The sequence below is a fragment of the Paracoccus sp. MBLB3053 genome, assembly GCF_031822435.1.
Taxonomy (GTDB): domain Bacteria; phylum Pseudomonadota; class Alphaproteobacteria; order Rhodobacterales; family Rhodobacteraceae; genus Paracoccus; species Paracoccus aurantius.
Genome location: NZ_JAVQLW010000002.1, coordinates 118,022 through 137,715, shown reverse-complemented (window position 1 = coordinate 137,715; position 19,694 = coordinate 118,022). Strand labels below are relative to the sequence as shown.

Annotated in this window: 17 protein-coding genes; 14 read left to right on the top strand and 3 right to left on the bottom strand. The window is 65.2% G+C overall.

Translation table 11 applies throughout. The annotated features are described in order from the left end of the window. Positions 1-105: 105 nt before the first annotated feature. Entirely contained in the window at positions 106-1,509 is a 1,404-nt protein-coding gene (locus tag RGQ15_RS14835; protein ID WP_311161267.1) for a YncE family protein, read from the bottom strand. Positions 1,510-1,808: 299 nt separating this feature from the next. On the opposite strand from RGQ15_RS14835, the gene RGQ15_RS14830 reads away from it, so the two are divergent. Next, on the top strand, positions 1,809-5,705 hold the full coding sequence (locus RGQ15_RS14830) for an amino acid adenylation domain-containing protein (RefSeq protein ID WP_311161265.1): 3,897 nt from the start codon (positions 1,809-1,811) through the stop codon (positions 5,703-5,705). On the opposite strand, the gene RGQ15_RS14825 is transcribed toward RGQ15_RS14830, so the two are convergent. Next, positions 5,702-6,547: an alpha/beta hydrolase gene (locus tag RGQ15_RS14825; protein WP_311161264.1), complete on the bottom strand. Its 846-nt coding sequence runs from the start codon at positions 6,545-6,547 to the stop codon at positions 5,702-5,704. The two genes, RGQ15_RS14830 and RGQ15_RS14825, sit on opposite strands and share 4 nt — an antisense overlap. Before the next feature lie 109 nt (positions 6,548-6,656). On the opposite strand from RGQ15_RS14825, the gene RGQ15_RS14820 reads away from it, so the two are divergent. Genes RGQ15_RS14820 through RGQ15_RS14810 form a run of 3 tightly spaced genes read left to right on the top strand, consistent with a single transcriptional unit; the run spans position 6,657 to position 9,609 of the window. Then, positions 6,657-7,781: an ABC transporter substrate-binding protein gene (locus tag RGQ15_RS14820; RefSeq protein WP_311161262.1), complete on the top strand. Its 1,125-nt coding sequence runs from the start codon at positions 6,657-6,659 to the stop codon at positions 7,779-7,781. Beyond that, complete coding sequence (locus RGQ15_RS14815) at positions 7,778-8,821, top strand: FecCD family ABC transporter permease (protein ID WP_311161261.1); 1,044 nt, start codon at positions 7,778-7,780, stop codon at positions 8,819-8,821. Before RGQ15_RS14820 ends, RGQ15_RS14815 begins: the two co-directional genes overlap by 4 nt. Continuing rightward, on the top strand, positions 8,818-9,609 hold the full coding sequence (locus tag RGQ15_RS14810; RefSeq protein ID WP_311161260.1) for an ABC transporter ATP-binding protein: 792 nt from the start codon (positions 8,818-8,820) through the stop codon (positions 9,607-9,609). The genes RGQ15_RS14815 and RGQ15_RS14810 overlap by 4 nt, the downstream gene beginning before the upstream one ends. Positions 9,610-9,644: 35 nt before the next feature. Here the strand turns inward: RGQ15_RS14810 and RGQ15_RS14805 are convergent, their stop codons facing one another. Further along, complete coding sequence (locus RGQ15_RS14805; protein WP_311161259.1) at positions 9,645-9,797, bottom strand: hypothetical protein; 153 nt, start codon at positions 9,795-9,797, stop codon at positions 9,645-9,647. 167 nt (positions 9,798-9,964) lie between these two features. On the opposite strand from RGQ15_RS14805, the gene RGQ15_RS14800 reads away from it, so the two are divergent. From RGQ15_RS14800 to RGQ15_RS14755, 10 genes are all read left to right on the top strand, one after another. Further along, entirely contained in the window at positions 9,965-10,186 is a 222-nt protein-coding gene (locus RGQ15_RS14800; RefSeq protein WP_311161258.1) for a hypothetical protein, read from the top strand. A gap of 67 nt (positions 10,187-10,253) precedes the next feature. Then, a complete protein-coding gene (locus RGQ15_RS14795) occupies positions 10,254-10,709 on the top strand; it encodes an enterochelin esterase domain-containing protein (protein ID WP_311161257.1) in 456 nt (151 codons plus the stop codon). Positions 10,710-11,347: 638 nt separating this feature from the next. Continuing rightward, positions 11,348-12,616 (top strand): imelysin family protein, encoded by a 1,269-nt coding sequence (locus RGQ15_RS14790; protein ID WP_311161255.1) that lies wholly within the window; start codon positions 11,348-11,350, stop codon positions 12,614-12,616. A 33-nt stretch (positions 12,617-12,649) separates the two neighbouring features. Then, entirely contained in the window at positions 12,650-14,179 is a 1,530-nt protein-coding gene (locus tag RGQ15_RS14785) for a di-heme oxidoreductase family protein (RefSeq protein WP_409201344.1), read from the top strand. Next, complete coding sequence (locus tag RGQ15_RS14780; protein ID WP_311161254.1) at positions 14,161-15,153, top strand: imelysin family protein; 993 nt, start codon at positions 14,161-14,163, stop codon at positions 15,151-15,153. Before RGQ15_RS14785 ends, RGQ15_RS14780 begins: the two co-directional genes overlap by 19 nt. Then, on the top strand, positions 15,153-16,220 hold the full coding sequence (locus tag RGQ15_RS14775) for a DUF1513 domain-containing protein (RefSeq protein ID WP_311161253.1): 1,068 nt from the start codon (positions 15,153-15,155) through the stop codon (positions 16,218-16,220). Before RGQ15_RS14780 ends, RGQ15_RS14775 begins: the two co-directional genes overlap by 1 nt. Before the next feature lie 165 nt (positions 16,221-16,385). Next, positions 16,386-17,012 carry a TetR/AcrR family transcriptional regulator gene (locus tag RGQ15_RS14770; RefSeq protein ID WP_311161251.1) on the top strand — a complete coding sequence of 209 codons (627 nt, stop codon included), beginning with the start codon at positions 16,386-16,388 and terminating at the stop codon, positions 17,010-17,012. A 16-nt stretch (positions 17,013-17,028) separates the two neighbouring features. Then, positions 17,029-17,889: a glutathione-dependent disulfide-bond oxidoreductase gene (gene yghU, locus RGQ15_RS14765; protein ID WP_311161250.1), complete on the top strand. Its 861-nt coding sequence runs from the start codon at positions 17,029-17,031 to the stop codon at positions 17,887-17,889. A 26-nt stretch (positions 17,890-17,915) separates the two neighbouring features. After that, a complete protein-coding gene (locus RGQ15_RS14760) occupies positions 17,916-18,593 on the top strand; it encodes a glutathione S-transferase family protein (RefSeq protein WP_311161249.1) in 678 nt (225 codons plus the stop codon). A gap of 175 nt (positions 18,594-18,768) precedes the next feature. Beyond that, positions 18,769-19,686 (top strand): hypothetical protein, encoded by a 918-nt coding sequence (locus RGQ15_RS14755; RefSeq protein WP_311161247.1) that lies wholly within the window; start codon positions 18,769-18,771, stop codon positions 19,684-19,686. The last annotated feature ends 8 nt before the right edge of the window (positions 19,687-19,694 follow it).

Genomic DNA, 19,694 nt, shown 5'->3' with positions numbered 1-19,694 from the left:
AGGCAAAGTCTTTTGTCGCGAAATGTCGCAAACAGTCACATTCGGAAAAAAACGCCCCGCAGTATTGCTGCGGGGCGCGATCAGACGGCTCAGACTGAAACGGGATCACTCTTTCGGCGTGATGCGCCAGATACGGTCTCCGACGGGGTCGTCTTCTCCGCGGGCCTTGTTAACCGCCCAGACATTGCCCCGGCCATCCGCGCGCAGCTGGTTCGGCATGCTGCCGGCATCGAGATTGGCAATGATATTGCCCCGGGGATCGACGACGGTGATCGTGCCCGCGCCGCGGTTCGCGACAAAGGCATGGCGGCTTTTCGGTTCAAAGGCCACGTTCAGCGCGCCTGCCCCGACGGGCACGTCATGAAGCACTTCTCCGGTTTCGGCCTTGACGATCACCAGGTTGTCGGTGCCCTGCGCGGCGACGAAGATCAGACCTTCCTGCGGGTCATAGGCCACGCCCGAGGCGGTCTTGACGCCCGGCAGGCGGATGACCTTGGCGTCGCCCGTCTTCAGGTCGACGATGGCCGCTTCCGGCGTCGCGATGCTTACCGTGACCAGCTTGCCGCCCGCCTCGTCGATATCCAGCGCCATGGTCGAGAATTCCTCGCCCCGGATAGTAGATTGCAGCGTGATCGGCTCCAGCTTTTCGAGCGTCTCGATGTCGAAGACCTCGATATTCGGCGTGCCGGTCGCGCTGGCATAGGCCCGGCCATTGGCCTCGTCCACGATCACGTCGCGGGCATGGGGCACGGCGCCTGGCTCGAACTGCTTGACCAGCGACAGGTCGGATTGCTTGTAGACGCTCGCGGTGTTCTGGCGGGTATTGGTGACCCAGACATTGCCATTGGCATTGTCCACATCGACGCCATAGACCGCGAAAAGCCCCGCATCCTTGCCATCCTCACGCGCGGGGGCAGCGGCGGGAACCGCCTCGGCCGCGACCTTGAGCGTCTCGGGGTCGATCTTGACAAGCTTTGCTTCCTTGACCGGCGGACGTCCGATCGAGGCGGTCACGAAGACCGGTCCTTCTTCGCTGGCCTTGACCTGGTACATTCCGGGCGTCACGACCTCGCTCGCGATCTCGAACTTCTCGGCGCCGGAAACCGGCACTTCGGGCGAGATCTTCATCTGCACGACATCGGCGGCCGCGGGATTCTCGGCGATCACGACAACGGGCTGCAGCCCGGTCTGCGCATCGGCATCCACCTCGATGGTCAGGCTGAATTCGCCCTTGTCATCGACGGTGATCGGCTCGGCGTTCAAGGTCTTGTCGCCGCGCATGAGGGTGACGGTCTGGCCCGGTATGAGGTCTTTGCCCGAGATGACCGCCTTGCCGCCCTTGTAGATCGGCTGGCCGCGCTCGGCCCCGCTGGCCTGAACCCGACCAGGGAATTCGGTCAGGGATTTGGTGAAATGGGTCTCGGCCACAGACGCGCCCGCAGTCGCGGTCAGGGCCAGGGCAGATGCGCAAAGCATCAGGCGCATGTGGGAAATCAAAGGCGTCGCCATGACAGTTTCCTTGTCGTCCAGAGGATGCTTGCCCCATGCAATCTCGCTTTGCGAGGGGGCAAGGGCAGAAATTCTTGGCTGGCTTAAGGGCTGGCGCCGTCGATCTAGAACCATCCAATGTCGCGGCGCGCAAGACGGCGCACAGGCTTATTTGTCGCAACTTGTCGCGAGAAGCCAAGCGATCTCAGAAAAATCAATGAGTTGCCCCTTGGCTTGACCAGACCAACTTCTTGACTGAATAAGTAAACAATTCTAGCGCAACCACGACCTGCCCGCACCACTGTCCCGAACGACTGCTCATGACGCTTGATATTTCCTCGGTTGATTTGCCATCGCGCCCTGCCCTGCCCCTGACCGAAGCGCAGGAGGGAATGTGGTTCGCCCAGTCGATCGACCCGACCAATCCGATCCTGAATACCGGGCAGTACGTCGAACTGATCGGCGCGCTGGATGTCGAACGCTTCAGGACCGCCCATGCCGCGACGATGGCGCAATGCGAAGCGCTCAGGGCGCGCTTTGGCTTCGTCGATGGACGGCCCGTGCAATGGCTCGATGCGCGGCCGCCCGTGCTGGAATGCGCGGATCTCTCGGGCTTCGCCGACCCCGAGGCCGAGGCCCTTGCCCGGATGGCGTCGGACAGCGCGCGGGCCCTGGATCTGTCCTGCGACCAGCTTGCCCGGTTCTGTCTTTTCCGGCTCGGGCCGCAGCGGCATTTCTGGTATCAGCGCCTGCATCATCTGGTGATCGACGGCTATGGCATCGTCCTACTGACCAACCGCATGGCCGAGATCTATTCTGCCCTGACCATAGACGCGCCCCTGCCCGAACCCTTTGCCCCCGTCGCCGATGCGCTGGCCGAGGATGCCGCCTATCGCGTCTCGCCCCATCGCTCGCGCGATGCGGCTTTCTGGCAGACCGAACTGGCAGGGCTGGAACGCGCCGCCTCGCCCGCGCAAGGGCGCGCGCTCTCGGCCCATGGCTTTCACCGCAGGCGGATCGAGCTCGATCCCGATTTCTGCGCGAATTTGCGGCGCGCGGCATCGGATCTGGGCCGCGCATGGCCCGATCTGCTGACGCTGCTTGCGACAGACTACCTCTCGCGGGTCTCGGGCGAGGGTGATCGGGTGGTCGGCATCCCTCACGCCCTGCGCTTTGGCAGCAAGGCGGCGCGCGTGCCCTGCATGTGGATGAATGTGCTGCCCTTGCGCTGGAGCGCCGATGAGCAGCGCCCCCTTGCCGAGACCCTGCAGGATGGCGCGGCCAGGCTGGCGCGCATCCGCAGGCACGGGCGCTACCGGTCCGAGCAACTGCGCCGCGATCTTCATCGCACGGCGCCCGAGGATCGTCTCTACGGCCCCATCGTCAACCTCCAGCCCTTCGATATACCGCCGCGCTTTGCAGGGCTGGATGTTCGCCTGCATATCCTTGGCGCGGGCGCTGTTGACGACCTTTCCGTGACCTTCCGTGGCGATGCCGAGGCAAGCCTTGCGCTGGAAATCGACGCGAACCCCCTGCTTTATGCCGCAACCGAGACGGCAAGCCATGCCGAGCGCCTGGCAGGATACCTCGCCGGGGCTTTCGGAGCCGGGCGGCTGGCCGATGTCCAGACCGTCACCCCCGCCGAACATGCCCAGCTGACCAGGGATGTGAACGCCACTGATCGTGCGCTTGAACCAACCAGCCTGACCGCGCTGATCGAGGCGCAGATGAAAGCAAGACCGGATGCCGAGGCGGTGCGTTTCGGGGAAGTTTCGCTCAGCTACGCCGAGCTTGACCGCCGATCCGCGGCGCTTACCGAAGTACTGGTCGCGCTTGGCGCGGGTCCGGACAGGCTCGTCGCGATCGCCCTGCCCCGATGCGAGCATCTGGCCGTGGCACTGCTGGCCGTGCTGCGCGCTGGGTCAGCCTATGTGCCGCTTGACCCAGAAAACCCGCCCGCGCGGCTTGCCCGCCTGATCGCCCGGACCGACGCGGCGATCCTGCTGGCCGAAACGGGGCTTGACTGCGACGGCGCGGCCATCCCCTTCGCCCCGCAAGATTGGCCGCATGAAAGGGCCAAGACTAGTGGTCAGCAAGGCTCCGAAGTACCACTGCCCCGACCGGCGCCAGATGATCTGGCCTATGTGCTTTTCACCTCGGGTTCGACCGGCGAACCCAAGGGCGTGATGATCGAGCACCGGTCGATCGTGAACCGGCTTCTGTGGATGCGCGACCATTACGGCTTCACCCGCTCGGACCGCATCCTGCAGAAGACGCCCATCACCTTCGACGTCTCGGTCTGGGAACTGTTCCTGCCCTTCCTTTGCGGCGGGACACTGGTTCTGGCCCCGCCCGGCGCGCATCGCGATCCGTCGGCGATCGCCGAGCTGATCCGGCGCGAGAACATCACCGCGATACATTTCGTGCCCTCGATGCTCTCGGCCTTTCTCGCATCGCCCGCCTCGCAAGGGGTGGCGCTCGACCGCGTCTTCTGTTCGGGCGAGGCGCTGACCGCCGAGCATCGCGAAAAGTTCCACAGCCATATCCGCGCCGAGTTGCACAATCTCTATGGACCGACCGAGGCCGCCGTCGATGTCAGCTACTGGGAGGCCGGGCCGCAGGACACAAGCCGACCCCTGCCGATCGGCCATCCGGTCTGGAACACGCGGCTCTACATCCTTGACCCGCTGGGGCGCCCGGTCCCCGAAGGCGTCGCGGGAGAGCTTTTCCTTGGCGGGGTGCAGCTTGCGCGTGGCTATCTGGGCCAGCCTGACCTGACCGCCAAGAGCTTCCTTTCCGACCCGTTCCGTCCTGGCGAACGGATCTACGCGACCGGCGACCTCGCCATGCGGCGCGCCGATGGCGCGGTGACCTATCTCGGCCGCCGCGACCAACAGGTGAAGATCCGCGGCATGCGGGTCGAACTGGGCGAGATCGAGGCCGCGCTGCATTCCAGCACCATGCTGGACGAGGCAGTGGTCTTGCCCCGCCCGCTTGGCGACGGTCTGCAGCTGGTCGCCTATGTCGTGCCCAAAGCCGGGCTTGACGCAACCAGATTGCAAGCGCATCTGGCCCGGCACCTGCCCGCGCATATGATCCCTGCGCATATCATGCCGCTTTCTGCCCTGCCGGTTACAGCGAACGGCAAGCTGGACCGCGCCGCGCTGCCCGCACCCGAGGTCGCCGCCCCCAAGGGCACACCCGCCAAGGGCCCGATCGAGACAAGGCTTGCCGCGCTTTACGCCGAGATCCTCTCGCTGCCGCAGACCCCCATGCGCGAGGCGGATTTCTTCGCCCTGGGCGGAGATTCCCTCTCGGCGCTGTCGCTTCTCCTCAGCATCTCGAGGGAATTCGGCCATGATCCCGGCCTTGGCCAGATCTTCGAGACGCCGGTGATCTCGGCGCTGGCCACCGCGCTGGAAACCGGACGCGAGGATGCCGGTCTGGGAATGATCCTGCCCTTGCGACACGCGTCCGGCGGCGCTCCCCTTTTCCTGCTGCATCCGGCAGGCGGGCTGGGCTGGTGCTATCGCCGCCTTGCGCCGGCCTTGGACGATCGTCCGGTCTACGCGCTCCAGTCGCCGCTTCTGGATGGAGGCCCCGTGCCAGCGTCGCTGGGCGAACTGGCCGCAATTTATCTTCGCGCGATCACCGACCTGGCGCCGGAAGGCATGATCCACCTGGCCGGCTGGTCAGTCGGCGGCGTGCTGGCCCATGAAATCGCGGTGCAATTGCAGGACAGGGGGCGCGAAGTCGGCATGCTCGCGCTTCTGGATGCCTATCCCGCCGAGACATGGCGCGCGCTGCCCGAACTTGACGATGCCGCCTCGTTGCGCGCCCTTCTCGCCATTGCCGGGCATGACCCGGAAGCGCATCCCGAACTGGAAACGCGCGCCAAGGTGGTGAATTTTCTGCGCCGGGGTGACTCGTCGCTTGCCACGCTTCCCGAGACGGTTCTGGACGCAGTGACCCGGCTCGTCGCCGGCACGAACCGCTTGCTGCGTTCCCATCTCCATCGGCGCTTCGGCGGCAGTGTGCTGCATTTTTGCGCCGCTGGGCAAAACGGCAACCGCTTCGATCCGGCGCTATGGCTCGAGCACGCGGAGGCGCTTGAACGCATCGACCTGCCGTTTCGCCATGCCGAGATGGTCAATGCCACCGCCGCACGCCTGATCGGCCCGGTACTCATCCGTCGCATGCGCGGGTTCGGGGCCTAGTCTTGTCCGGCGAGATCCAGCGTCCGCGGCAACGAGGCCGGCAGGCTCGCGATATGGATCGCGCCGGGAAAGACCTGAGCGCGCAGATCGACGCCGGGGCGACGCGCCAGGGCATTTCGCAGCGCGATCGTCGCCGCAGGCGGGGCGGTCGGTTCCGGGCCGGGATCGTTGCCGCGCTTTTCCCGGTCGCCCACGGCAAAATAGATCGGCGTCGCTTGAGCGAAACCCGCCCTTGCGACAAGCCGATGCGCCAGATCCTCGTTCCACCAGATCGATGGGCTGACCATGGCATAGCGCGCAAAGCTTTCGGGCGCTGTCGCTGCGGCAAACAGGCTGAACAACCCCCCGAAGGAATGCCCCCAAAGCGTCCGGCGCCGCGGGTCGATCCTGACACCGCTTTCGGCCGCAAGACGCAAGGGTCCGATCAGCCGCGCAAGGAATTGACCGGCCCCGCCGGCCAGCCGGTCGGGATGATGCGGATCGGGCTGCAACGCCCCGCCCGGCGCTTCGGGCGGGCTGTAATCGCGGATCCGCGAGGCCCGCGCGAATTGCTGCCCGGTCGCATATCCAACCCCCACCACCATCAGCCAGGGATGGGCCTCGAGCAGCGGCGCGGACAGAAAGTCGAAGGCCGCGTTGCCGTCCAGCATGTAAAGCACCGGATGCCCCGCCGCCCTGGTCTGCACGGGGCGCGCGATGAAGAGCCGGTAGGTTTCGGGCCCGCCCGCCTCGGGTGCGGCATCAGCTTCGATGTCGCGGATCTCGATCCTGTGGCTGCGCGGCGGATGGGCAAGGATCGCAAGCTCGGCCCGCCTTCCCGCGCGCGGAGGAAGCGTTGTCATGGCAGCTTTCCGGCAAAGAGAAATGCGGCATCGATAATTGACAAATCCAGTCAGGTAAAGCCATTAAGCCCGGGCCGCGGGTGATGCGATCTTCATGCAAGGAAACCATATGAACCGGAAATGCGCCCCGCATTGGATCACAACGATCCAGCGAGTCGTCCTTTGCGCCCTGCTGGTGCTCGGCACGGCGCTGGCCGCACGGGCAGAGCTCAGCGCGATCGATGTGACCGGGCAGAAGATCACTCTGCCCGCTCCCGCCCGACGCATCGTTCTGGGCGAAGGGCGGCATCTGACCGTGCTCGGCATGCTGCATGACGATCCGGTGGCCCTTGTCGCGGGCTGGCGCACCGATAAGGGCATCGACCCGGCGACAGGCGCCGCCTATGCCGCGCGCTTTCCCCGGATCGCACAGATCGCCACGGTCGGCGCGGGCAACCGACAGATCTCGGTCGAGCAGGTTCTGGCGCTGCAGCCCGACCTGCTGCTGCTGTCGCTGATGGATCATGCCGACCCGCAGACGCAGCAGCAGATCCGCCAGATCCGTACGGCGGGCATCCCGGTCGCCTTCATCGATTTCTTCAGCCATCCAATCGAGAACACGCCGCCCAGCCTCAAGCTGCTCGGTACGCTCACCGGGGCCGAGGCGAAAGCCGCGGAGCTGGCGCAGTTCTACGCGAGCCATCTGAATGCCGTGCGCGAACGGCTTGCCAAGGCAGCGCCCGCCGCGCCGCGCGTCTTCGTCGAGGCTCATGCCACGCCCGAAAAATGCTGCCTGACCGTGGGAGCAGGTGTGTACGACGAATTCATCTCGGCCGCGGGGGGGCAGAATATCGGCCGCGACCTGGTACCCGGTGTGATGGGCAATGTGGGGCTTGAAAACCTGCTTGTCGCCGATCCCGATGTGCTTGTCGCGACCGGAGGCGAACACATGGCCGCGCGCGGCGGTCTGGTCCTTGGGGCCGGCATCGCGCCCGAACTCGCGCAGGACAGTTTCAAGAACCTGCTGGCCGCGCCCGGCATTGCCCAGCTTCGTGCCGTGCGCGAGGGCCGCGCCCATGCCATCTGGCATCTCTTCAACGACACGCCCTTGCATGTCGTGCTGGTTGAATATCTGGCCAAGAGCCTCCATCCCGAGCTGTTCGCCGATCTCGACCCCGAGGCCACGATGGCCGAAATGGAGCGGCGCTTTTCGCCGGTCGGCATCCCGGGAACCTGGTGGCTCGACCAGCCATGACAGCAGAACAGATCCTTGCCCATCATCACCGGAAAAGACGCAATCGCGCCTGGCTGGTGATCGCCCTGGCCTTCGCCGCGTTCGGGGCGATGCTGCTTGACCTCTGCTCGGGCCCTGCCGGGCTTTCTCTGGGGCAGATCCGCGAAGCCCTTCTGGTCGGGCCCGAGACATCTGCCACGAACAGCATCATCGTTTGGCAGGTCCGCCTGCCCGTCGCGGTCCTGGCCGTGCTGGTCGGCGCGCTGCTTTCGCTGGCCGGCACGGAAATGCAGACCGTCCTTGAAAACCCCCTGGCCGAGCCATTCACGCTTGGCGTTTCCGCCTCGGCCGCGCTTGGCGCCGGGATCGCTCTGGTGCTGGGGTTCTCGATCCCCGGAGTGCCCGTTCACTGGGCCGTCTCGGCCAATGCCTTCCTGTTCTCGCTGGGGGCATTGGCGCTATTGCACCTGATTTCCAGCCTGCGCGGAGGGGGGACGGAAACCGTCATCCTGCTGGGCATCGCCATCAACTTCACCGCGATGGCGCTGCTCGCGCTCGTGCAATTCGTGGCCTCCCCGGATGCGTTGCAGCAGCTGGTGTTCTGGACCATGGGCAGCCTTGCCTCGGCACGCTGGGACGGGATCGCGATGCTGGCCATCGCGCTGGCCGCCTGCCTGCCCTTTTCGCTCCGGGCGGCCTGGCAGATGACGGCACTGCGGCTGGGTACGGATCGCGCCGAGGCCTTCGGGCTGAATGTCGTACGTCTGCGCCGCTTTGCCCTGATCCGGGTGAGCCTGCTGGCCGGCGCGGCCGTCTCGCTTGTCGGCGTCATCGGCTTCGTCGGGCTGGCCGGGCCGCACATGGCGCGCCTGGTCGTGGGCGAAGACCATCGTCTGCTGCTGCCCGCGAGCCTTTTCGCCGGGGCCTTACTGACCTCGATTGCCTCGGTCGCGGCCAAGATGCTGGTGCCGGGTATCCTGTTGCCCTTGGGGATCGTGACCTCGCTTGTCGGGTTGCCGATCTTCTTCCTGTTGATCCTCACCCGTGGAGGCCGGAGATGAGCGCCCTCAACGTGCGAAAGCTCTGTGTCACCCGCGACGGGTTGCCAGTGATCGATGCGCTGGACCTTCCGCCCATCCGCGCAGGCGAGTTAACCGTTCTGGCCGGCCCCAATGCCGCGGGCAAATCCACCCTCCTGCGCGCCATCGCCCAGCTTTTGCCTTATCGCGGCGAAGTGTCGCTGATCGGTCGTGATCTGCACAGAACCTCGCCCGCCGAGAGGGCGGAACTGATTGGCTTCATGCCGCAGCACAGCGCGACCCGCAGCGATCTGAGCGTCCTCGAAAGCCTGGTCGTGGCGCTGCATGCCGGGGGCGGCCTTGCCGGGCGAGTCGTCGGTGGCCAGAGCGCCGAGGAACGTGGCCTTGCAGCCCTTGACCGCGTCGGCATCATGGATCTGGCGCTGCGGGCCCTGTCGCATCTGTCGGGTGGCCAGATGCAACTGGTGGCGCTGGCGCAGGTCATCGTGCGCAACACGCCGCTGATCCTTCTGGACGAGCCGACTTCGGCGCTCGACATGGCTCGCAGTCACCGCGTCCTGTCGATCGCGCGCGATCTCGCGCACGAGGGCAGGATGGTGATCGCCGTGCTGCACGATCTGGCGCAGGCCTCCCGCTGGGCCGACCAGCTCATGGTCCTGTCCCATGGCCGGCTTGCGACCTCGGGCCCGCCCAACGAAGTCCTGCGCCCGGATCTGCTGGCCAATGTCTGGGATGTCTCGGCCCGGGTCGAAAGATGCACCCACGGCAACCTCATGGTCCTGGTCGATGACGAGGCCGGGGGAAGATAAGCGCGCCGAATTTGCGCCTTCGGGATGGGGCGAGGTCAGGTCGCAAGCCAGTCAAGCAACAAGGCGCGGCCCGACACCCTTGCGCCAGTCGAAGGTCCTGCGCCGAGGACATGGGCCGGGGCAAGGCATGCGGCACCATTGATCCGGCTGCCGATATGCCGCGCCAAGCGGGTAACGGCGATCGCCATGCCTTCACAGCGGAGCTCATCTAGCTGAACTGCAACGCTGATCGGATATTCCTGGCCTGCCCCCGCGGGCTGTCTTCAAAGATCGACCGAAGAGCGCTAGAGGCGCTGCACCCGAACAGCGGCGCCAGGACATCATCCAGCCCGTCCGCGCCAAAATGGACATGATGATGGCTGGAAGCAGAATGGGGCGCAGCCTCGGCGGACGCCTTTTGATGACAACTGCGCTCAGCCCTGGCCTGCCGACGACTGACCTGTCTCAGGACGTCTCGACGGTGGAACTGGACGAGGTTACGCTTTCGGCGGAAGCGGCGCAGGGCTACGTCGCAAGCAGCAGCACTGCAGGAACCAAGACCAGCACGCCGATCGAGGAAACTCCGGCCTCGATCTAGGGTTCACGACGTCACCGAAGGGCCTCGCCTAAGGATCGCACTTTCGGCCGCGACGCAGGCCGATTTCGTGGCCGTGAGGATCGACCAGATTGTCCCGCCCGACAGGCAGGTAGCGACAGGGCCCGACTATCTGACCCCGCGGCTCGGGGCGCTTGCAAGCACGCTTGCCAGGGGTGACGGCACGGATGCATTCCGGGCCGAGATGGAACGAGCGGGCACGCCGCTGGTCGAGCCATTGGACGACGGTCAGGCCATCGTCACCTTCCTGTGGCGCGGCGCCAGGCGAAACGTGCGCCTGCTGGGCGGACCTTCGAACCACCACGAACGGCTCGAACGCCTGGGCAACAGCGATGTCTGGTTCAAGAGCTTCCTTGTTCCCGACTGTCTGCGCCAGTCTTATCGCCGCCTGGCGCCCGATGTGCCCGAGCTGCCGTTCAACGCCCGTGCCCGGCGGGTCGCGATCCTTGCGACCGCAGAGAGTGACCCATTGAACCGCCATCCTTGCCCGTGGCGAACCCGGTGACAGGAACCTTCACCTTCGAAAGCGCGAGGCTTGGGAACAGCCGCGAGATAACGCTGGCCCATCCGCGCGATCTCGATCCCGCCGATCCCGATCTGGTGATGGTGCTGATCTTCGACGGGAAAGGGCGCGGACCCAGATGCCATCTCGTTGTCGGGATCGTTCTGGGGGGCGCCACCCGGCACCAAGACCGACGGGATGCCCTATGTCGCCGCCGAATTCGCGTAAGTCGAGAAGCTGCCGATCCGGTTCTTCCTTTCTACCGGCGTGTTCGAAGCGGCGCGTGGAGGTACGGGCGGCATTCTGGAAACCTCGCAGAGCCTGCGCGACACCTTGCGGCTCCGAGATTATGACGTGGCCTGGCGCGAACATGCTGGCTGGCATGATGTCCTGATCTGGCGGAGGGGCCATCGCAGACGGGCTGATTGCGCTTTTCGCCACGCCCCGGCCCTAGATCCCCCTTCGGCGCGGCGACCGCCCGCGCCGAAGGGGGATCCTGGGATACAACATGCCAACTGGGTCGAACCTGTCCTGTCACGTGGAAGTTTGACGCGGATTTCCCGACAGAAACGGTTTGACAATTTGAGCCTCGCAAGCTCATTCTGCCGACAACGCCGGATGACAGGGACGGGAAAACGTCGATGAAACAGTTCGTATTGCCGCTTGCGGCATCGCTTCTTTGCGCTACGGCGACCAATGCTCAGACCGCAGACGCCACGCCGGAAGCTGTCGTTTCCCATTATGCGGATATCGCGCTGGCGGCCTATGGCGACAGCCTGACGACCGCCGAAGCGCTGAAGGCGGCGGTCGATGCGCTGCTGGCCGCGCCGTCGGAACAAACCCTGAGCGCAGCGAAAGCCGCATGGACCGCCGCCCGCGCGCCCTATCAGCAGACCGAGGCCTTTCGCTTCGGCAACCCGATCGTCGACGATTGGGAAGGCAGGGTGAATGCCTGGCCGCTTGACGAAGGGCTGATCGATTACGTCGCCGAGGGCACGCCCTCGGCCGAGGATAACGAACTTGCCCAGCTCAACGTCATCGCCAATCCCCGGCTGGAACTTTCGGGAAAGACGCTGGATGCAGCCACCATCACCCCAGAACTGATCTCGGGCGAGTTGCACGAGGCGGGCGGGATCGAAGCGAATGTCGCCTCTGGCTATCATGCCATCGAATTCCTGCTCTGGGGTCAGGATCTGAACGGCACCGAGGCAGGCGCCGGCGCGCGCCCGCATACCGATTTCCAGCAGGACGCAGGCTGCACCGGCGGCAACTGCGACCGGCGCGCGGAATATCTGGTCGCCGCGACGGATCTGCTGATCGCCGATCTGCAGGAAATGGTCGCGAATTGGGAAGATGGCGGCGCGGCGCGCGACGCCGTGACAGCCGATCCGCAAGCCGGGCTCAACGCGATGCTGACCGGTATGGGAAGCCTGTCCTATGGCGAGCAGGCGGGCGAGCGGATGAAGCTTGGCCTGATGCTGAACGACCCCGAGGAAGAACATGATTGCTTCTCGGACCAGACCCACCTGAGCCACTACTATGACGGGCTTGGAATCCAGAACGTCTATCTGGGCCACTATACGCGCGCCGATGGCAGCAAGCTGACCGGTCCTTCGCTCTCGCAGCTTGTCGCGGCGGCCGATGCCACCGTGGACACTGAACTCCGCAGGGAGTTGGATGCCAGCATGGCCGCCCTGACCGCGCTGCGCGACAAGGCCGAGGGCGGGATGGCCTATGATCAGATGCTGGCTCCGGGCAATAGCGAAGGCGAAGCCACCATCATGGCAGCCGTCGATGCGTTGGTGGCCCAGACGAAGGGGATCGAACGCGCAGTTGCCGCGTTGAAACTGAACGCGATTGCCTTCGAGGGGTCGGACAGCCTCGACGACCCGAACGCCGTCTTCCAGTGACGTCTGCCTGACATGATACCCTTCGCGCGCTTGATGCGCCTTTTGGGCGGCACCGCCTTGGCTATTCTGGCCTGTGCCGCCCAAGCCGAACCGACCGACATGTCCAGTTGGCAGGATGAGCCACATCTGGACATCATCCCCCGCACCGTCGAGGAAGCGGCAAGGATCGGGGCCGTGACAGCGCCGACGACAGATTTCAACGCGCCTGAGCGGTTCGAGCAGAAAACCGGTGGAGCCGCGACGACGCGCTACCTCGACACGGCCGATGCCTTTTCCCAATTCTCAGCGAACATGCCCTTCGAATCCGAACTGAAGTTCAAGGTCGGCAATGGCATCTTCCGCAAGCTGTGGGTCGGCGCGCCCTCTTCGACGAAGGGCAGCGACGGTCTGGGGCCGCTTTACAACGCGCGATCCTGCCAGAATTGCCACATCAAGGACGGGCGCGGCCATCTGCCCGAAAATCCGGATGACAGCCGCGTTTCAGCTCTTCTTCGACTTTCCATTCCCGGAGGCGGGGGCCAGCTGCTGATCCCGGATTACATCCCGACCATGCCAGAGCCGGTCTATGGCGGACAGCTGCAGGACCTCGCGTTGGAAGGCTACCTGGCCGAAGGCAGCATCGAGATCGAATGGTCAGCCTTTCCCGTGACCCTGGCCGATGGAAGTGTCGTGGAATTGCGGAAGCCGCTATTCCGCATCGAGGGATATCGCTATGGCGCGCCACAAGACGGGCTGATGATGTCGCCCCGCGTGACGCCGCAGATGATCGGGCTTGGCCTGCTGGAATCGGTCCCGGCCGCCGACATCCTGGCGCTGGCCGATCCGGGCGACAGCGACGGTGACGGCATTTCGGGTCGCCCCAATATCGTCTGGTCGGACGAATTCGGCCGCCCGCTTCTGGGCCGTTTCGGGCTCAAGGCCGGCAAGCCCACGATCCGCGAGCAATCGGCCAAGGCCTTCGCCGACGACATGGGGCTGTCCACCCCGCTTTTCCCCGGCCCTTCGGGCGAATGCACCCCGGTGCAGGCAGATTGTCTCAACGCGACAGCCGGACAGGAACCAGGCATTCGCGACGGGCTCGAGGTCGACGGACAGGCGCTGGACTTGGTCACCTTCTACGCGCGCAATCTGGCCGTGCCGGAGCGGCGCAACCTTGACGATCCGGCGGTGCTTCGCGGCAAGGAGATCGCCTATTCCATCGGCTGCACGTCCTGCCACAACCCGAAATTCGTGACCCATCGGTTGAACGGCCAGGTCGAGCAGAGCTTTCAACTGATCTGGCCCTATACCGACATGCTGCTGCATGACATGGGGGACGGGCTCGCAGACAATCGCCCCGAATCCCGCGCCACGGGACGGGAATGGCGCACCGCGCCACTTTGGGGTATTACCCTGAACCGGCAGGTGACGGGCGTCGAGAACTACCTTCATGACGGCAGGGCGCGTTCGCTCATCGAGGCGATCCTGTGGCATGGCGGCGAGGCGCAAGCTGCACGCGACGCCGTCGTGGGCTTGTCGACCGAAGACAGAAAGGCACTGCTTGCATGGCTGGAATCGCTTTGATCCGTGGTTTGGCGCTGTCGGTCCTGATCGGCACCGCCCCGGCCCATGCCGATGTGGCCGAGGCGGTCAGGGACGTCATCCTGCCGGCCTATGATGATCTTGCCGGGACCACCGGCTCATTGGCGGCCGCCGCGCAGCAGGATTGCAGTGCGGCGCATCTGCGCGAGCCATTCCAGCGGGCATGGGATGCCTGGGCGCGGATCGATTTTCTTCGCCTCGGGCCGGTCGAAACGGATGGCCGCGCGCTGGCAATCAGCTTCTGGCCCGATGCGAAATCCTCGGGGCGACGCGCCCAGCAGGCGCTGATCGATGCGGATGCGCCTGCCATCGATGATCCTGTGGCATTCGCCGATCTTTCGGTCGCGCTGCGGGGGCTTTCCGGTCTCGAGCGGCTGATCTACCCGTCGGAGATCGACGGCGAGGAACCGGTGCTCTGCCGCCTGCGCCGCGCGACGGCGACCGATCTGGCCCGTATCGCCGCGGATATTCGCGCCGAATGGGATGGCTATGGACCGCTTCTTGAAAAGCCCGGCAGCCCGGGCAACAGCAGCTTCCTGACAATGGACGAGGCGCGGCAGGCGCTTTACACCCAGCTTGTCACCGGGCTTGAGCATCTGGCGGATAGCCGGCTTGGCCGACCGCTTGGAACCTTCGACAAACCCCGACCCGAACGTGCCGAGGCGATTGCGGCAGGGCGCAGCCTGCGCAATGTCACCCTGTCGCTGCAGGGGATACAGGATCTGGCGGTGGCGATGCTTCCCGATACGCCCGAAACGCAGGCGGCCTTCGCGCGCGCGCTGAAGCTGGCAGAGGGGCTCGATGATCCGGTCCTTGCCGGGGTCGCAGCGCCTTCTGGCCGGCTCAAGGTTGAAATACTGCAGCAGGCCGTCGATACGACGCAGGAAGCCGTCGAAACCGAGATCGGCGGGGCACTGGGCATTTCGGTCGGCTTCAATGCAAAGGACGGCGATTGATGACGAACCGCCGCACCTTGCTGAAGGGCCTCGCCGCCGCGACAGTTCTTCCCGTCAGAGGTTGGGCCGCGGCAGGCGCGCCCGAATGGGTCGCAGCCGCCATGTCGCCCGGCGGAGATCATGCCCTGCACGGGATCGGCGCCTCGGGAGAGATCACCTTCTCGATCCCGCTGCCGGCGCGAGGCCATGCCGCCGCCGCCCATCCCTATCGCGCCGAGGCCGTCGCCTTCGCCCGTCGTCCCGGCACTTTCGGCATCGTCCTGGATTGCCGAAGCGGCGCGATCATCCACCGGCTCACCCCGCCCGAGGGACGCCAGTTCAACGGCCATGGCGCCTATTCGCGGGATGGTCGCTGGCTTTACACATCCGAAGTTGTGGCCGAGGGGTCGGCCGGTCGCGTCGGGCTCTGGGATGTCCGGGCGGCCTATGCCCGCGCTGGCGAATGGGACAGCCACGGCGTCGGCCCGCATGAGCTGCGTCTTTTGCCGAACGGCCATATCGTGGTCGCGAATGGCGGAATCAGAACCGATCCTCAGGACCGCACGCCGCTGAACATCGACGACATGCGCCCGAACCTTGCCGTGCTGGATGCCGAGGGCGCACTTTTGTCCCGCAGGGAATTGCCCGCTGCATTGCATCAGAACTCGATCCGCCATCTCGCGCTTCTGCCCGGCACCATCGCCTTTGCCATGCAGTGGCAAGGCGACCCGGCCGAGCCTGTGCCGCTTCTGGGGCTGGCCCGCGACGAGGCAGCGCTGACCAGCCACCCCGTTGCCGAATCCGAGGCGTTCAGGATGAAGGGCTATGCAGGCTCGATCGCGGCGAACCAGGACATGATCGCGATGACCTCCCCGCGCGGCGGGGTTGCAATGCTGTTCACGGCCGAGGGCCGACATTGCGCCACGCTGGAGCGCGCGGATCTCTGCGGTGTGGCCGCGGCAAGCGACAGCGCCTTTACCATGACCGATGGCGGAGGCGCGATATGGGCGGCCGAGCCCGATGGGCTGCGGCTGCGGCGCAGGCATGCGCTGTCCTGGGACAATCACCTGGTGACGATCGCGAACTGACCATCGACGCGGACAAAGGGTCAGCAAGGCAAGGGCCGAAGCTCGGAACATGCCGGTTCCGGGCAATGAGCAAGATAGTGAGTGTTCGCTCAACAATGTACTTGAGCAATCGCTCAATAATGCCTAACCTCCTATGCGGCAGGATTGGGGGAAACGACTGGCGCAATGAGCAGGCCAACCCGATATGAGCGTGAAGCGGCCCTTGCTGCGGCCATGCGGCTGTTCTGGAGCAAGGGCTATCACGCGACATCGCTGAAGGACCTGGAATCGGCCCTCGACATGAAACCGGGCAGCATCTACGGCGCCTTCGTCAGCAAGGAAAACCTGTGCCTGCTGACACTCGAGCGATATTTCGAAAGCTCGCTCGCGCGCTTTCAAAGCCATATGGACAAGGCATCATCCCCGTTGGTCGGCCTGGCCGACCACCTGCGGGGCTTTGCCCGGCTGGGGCAGGATGATGATGCGCGCCAGATCTGCATGGTGACCAAGACGCTTATCGACACGAAGACGACTGCGCCCGAGATATCGGCGCGCGCGAAGGATTATCTCGGGCAGTTCCGGGCGGCCTTCGCCCAGGGGTTCGAGCGGGCGAAGGCAATGGGCGAATTGCCGCCCGATGCGGACAGCGCCCGGCTGGCGCGGCGCTTGCAGGCGCATGTCGCCGCATTGCGTTTGGAACTGCATCTTGGCACCGACCCCGCAGAGGTCTCGGCGCTGGCCGAGGATCTGGCGCAGGCAATCGAAGCCCTGCGCCCCACCCCCGTCCCCCCAGCCGAACAGGACAGCCAATGACCAAGGAGAATGCGACATGACGACCTATGTGCCACCCGAAGTCTGGACCTGGGACGCCGAGAATGGCGGCGAATGGGCCAGCATCAACCGCCCCGTTTCCGGCGCCACCCATCAGGCAGAACTGCCGCTGGGCAAGCACCCGATACAGCTTTACTCGCTGGGCACCCCGAACGGGCAGAAAGTCACCATCATGCTCGAAGAGTTGCTGGCGATCGGCAAGACGGGCGCGGAATATGACGCCCATCTGATCCGGATCAGCGAAGGCGATCAATTCTCTTCGGGCTTCGTCGCAGTCAATCCGAACTCGAAGATCCCCGCCATGCTGGACCGCGATACCGGCAGCCGGGTCTTTGAAAGCGGTGCGATCGTTCTTTACCTCGCCCAGAAGTTCGGGGCCTTTCTGCCCGAGAACCCCTCTGCCCGGACCGAGGTCATGAACTGGGTGTTCTGGCTTCAAGGCTCGGCCCCCTATCTCGGCGGTGGGTTTGGTCATTTTTACGCTTATGCGCCCGAGAAGTTCGAATATCCCATCAACCGCTTCACCATGGAGGTGAAACGCCAGATGGACGTGCTGGATCGCGAACTGGCCCGGCACCGCTATCTGGGCGGCGACGAATATACGATCACCGACATTCTGACCTGGCCCTGGTACGGCAATCTCGTGCTGGGACGGGCATATGACGCCGGCAAATTCCTCGACGTCGAAAGCTACCGCCACCTTCGCCGCTGGGCCGAAGAGATCCTGGCCCGGCCTGCGGTCCAGCGTGGCCGGATCGTCAACCGCACGTCAGGGCCGCTGGAAGAGCAGCTTCACGAACGCCATGACGCATCGGATTTCGAGCTGAAGACGCAGGACAAGCTCGCCCCCACCGCGTGATCGAATCGTTTTCCAAAGGACAGCACATGCTCAAGTTCTATTACCACCCGACCCCCAATCCGATGAAGGTCGCGCTGTTTCTGGCCGAAACCGGCATCCCCTTCGAACTCGTACCAGTCGATACTGCCAAGGGCGAACAGCATCTGCCCGAGTTCCGGGCCGTCAATCCCAATGGCAAGCTGCCCGCCATCGTCGACGATGGCGCAGCCGTCTTCGATAGCACCGCTATCCTGATCTATCTGTCTGAGAAGACCGGCCAGTTCGGCGTGGCACCGCAGGATCGCGGCGCTCTTCTGTCCTGGCTGATGTTCATCGGGACGGGGCTTGGGCCCTTTTCGGGTCAATCGGTCCATTTCCACCATGCCGCCCCCGAAGACGTTCCTTATGCCAAGAACCGCTACATGCGCGAAATCGAGCGCCACTATCAGGTTCTGAACGACCACCTGAAGGGGCGCGACTTCATCGTGGGCGACAGCTATTCGATCGCCGACATCTCGGCCTGGGGCTGGGTCGCCCGCGCCCCGCGTGTCCTGGGCCCCGACGCGTTGGCGGCTTTCCCCGAAGTCGCGCGCTGGTTCGACAGCATCAACAGCCGCCCCGCGGTCAAGGTTGCCGAGAAGATCGCCGAAGGCGTGAGCTTCAAGACACCTGGGGATGAGGCGTCCATGCGCGCGCTTTATCCCAGCAATTTCGCCGCCGCCTGACAGCGACCTGCCCCCGCGATAAGCAGCCGCGCCGGTCGCGGGGTCAGGATCTACAGGGCAGAACGGAGCGCTTTGGATAGAAGGTAGATTGCGGTAGGATCGGCTCACTTCGACAGGAAACGCCAATCACGGGCAGCGCGCGCCAGCGCGACCCGGCCAGGTCAGAGGGAATCCCGTGATCTCACGATCCTTCCGCAGCCGCTGCCTCGCCCCATCCATGCGGCCGTTGGCCCTTGCCCTCGCGGTCATCTCGGCGCCCCCCGCGAGCGCCGAGACGCCCAGAGAGATTGACGCCTTCACGCGCGAAAACCTCGCCTCGTGCAAGGGGGCCGGTGGCAACCCGAAACTGCTCGACAACTACCTGACCGCGGCAGGCGATCTGGATGGCGACGGACGGTCGGATTACGTCACCGATCTTGCAGGGCTCGAATGCGCGAATGCCTGGAGTTTCTTCTGCGGCTCGGCGGGATGCCCGGTCACGATCTGGCTTTCGGGTCCCGAGCGCTACCGCGTGGCATGGGGCGGGAATGCACAAGCCTGGACGCTGCGCGGCAAGACCGTGATCTTGTCCCTGCACGGACAGCTTTGCAAACCACCCCGGATCGGCGCTGATGGCTGCAAGATCGAGAAACGTTTCGATCAGGCCGAACCACCAACCGCCAAGCCCGCGCCCGTCGCGGCGGCCCCCCGTGTCGCCCCAACCGGAGCCACAAGGGCGTGGCGGACGCGCCAGGCGGGCAGCGGCCCGGTGATCGCCGAAGGGCCGGGCACCGGCATCCTGATCGCCCTTTCGGCACTTTGCCTGCGTGACCGGCCGGTCATCATGGCCGCGTTGTCGCAAGCGGCGGGCGCGCCTTCGACCAGTTTCACCTTTCAATTCGCGGAGTCCCAGATCGAGGTTCCCGGCATCGCGGGAACGGCTACGCAAAAGACCTATATCCTCGATCCGCGCAGCCAGGGGCTGGCCGCCGCGCTTTCGGGGGCCGCCGCCGGCGTCACCCTGCACATCGCGGGCAAGGATCAGGGGGTGCTGTCGCTCAGCGGGTCCACCAAGGCTTTGCGTCAGGCGCTTTCACCCTGCCTCGCCTTCTGAACGGTGCG

What these genes read in the sequence shown, in the direction of transcription:
- RGQ15_RS14805 (WP_311161259.1), bottom strand. Translation starts at nt 9,797, where the DNA reads ATGGCGATCGCCGTTACCCGCTTGGCGCGGCATATCGGCAGCCGGATC.
- RGQ15_RS14775 (WP_311161253.1), top strand. Translation starts at nt 15,153, where the DNA reads ATGACGAACCGCCGCACCTTGCTGAAGGGCCTCGCCGCCGCGACAGTT.
- RGQ15_RS14780 (WP_311161254.1), top strand. Translation starts at nt 14,161, where the DNA reads ATGGCTGGAATCGCTTTGATCCGTGGTTTGGCGCTGTCGGTCCTGATC.
- RGQ15_RS14815 (WP_311161261.1), top strand. Translation starts at nt 7,778, where the DNA reads ATGACAGCAGAACAGATCCTTGCCCATCATCACCGGAAAAGACGCAAT.
- RGQ15_RS14760 (WP_311161249.1), top strand. Translation starts at nt 17,916, where the DNA reads ATGCTCAAGTTCTATTACCACCCGACCCCCAATCCGATGAAGGTCGCG.
- RGQ15_RS14810 (WP_311161260.1), top strand. Translation starts at nt 8,818, where the DNA reads ATGAGCGCCCTCAACGTGCGAAAGCTCTGTGTCACCCGCGACGGGTTG.
- RGQ15_RS14790 (WP_311161255.1), top strand. Translation starts at nt 11,348, where the DNA reads ATGAAACAGTTCGTATTGCCGCTTGCGGCATCGCTTCTTTGCGCTACG.
- RGQ15_RS14820 (WP_311161262.1), top strand. Translation starts at nt 6,657, where the DNA reads ATGAACCGGAAATGCGCCCCGCATTGGATCACAACGATCCAGCGAGTC.
- RGQ15_RS14835 (WP_311161267.1), bottom strand. Translation starts at nt 1,509, where the DNA reads ATGGCGACGCCTTTGATTTCCCACATGCGCCTGATGCTTTGCGCATCT.
- RGQ15_RS14800 (WP_311161258.1), top strand. Translation starts at nt 9,965, where the DNA reads ATGGCTGGAAGCAGAATGGGGCGCAGCCTCGGCGGACGCCTTTTGATG.
- RGQ15_RS14830 (WP_311161265.1), top strand. Translation starts at nt 1,809, where the DNA reads ATGACGCTTGATATTTCCTCGGTTGATTTGCCATCGCGCCCTGCCCTG.
- RGQ15_RS14825 (WP_311161264.1), bottom strand. Translation starts at nt 6,547, where the DNA reads ATGACAACGCTTCCTCCGCGCGCGGGAAGGCGGGCCGAGCTTGCGATC.
- RGQ15_RS14770 (WP_311161251.1), top strand. Translation starts at nt 16,386, where the DNA reads ATGAGCAGGCCAACCCGATATGAGCGTGAAGCGGCCCTTGCTGCGGCC.
- yghU (WP_311161250.1), top strand. Translation starts at nt 17,029, where the DNA reads ATGACGACCTATGTGCCACCCGAAGTCTGGACCTGGGACGCCGAGAAT.
- RGQ15_RS14785 (WP_409201344.1), top strand. Translation starts at nt 12,650, where the DNA reads ATGCGCCTTTTGGGCGGCACCGCCTTGGCTATTCTGGCCTGTGCCGCC.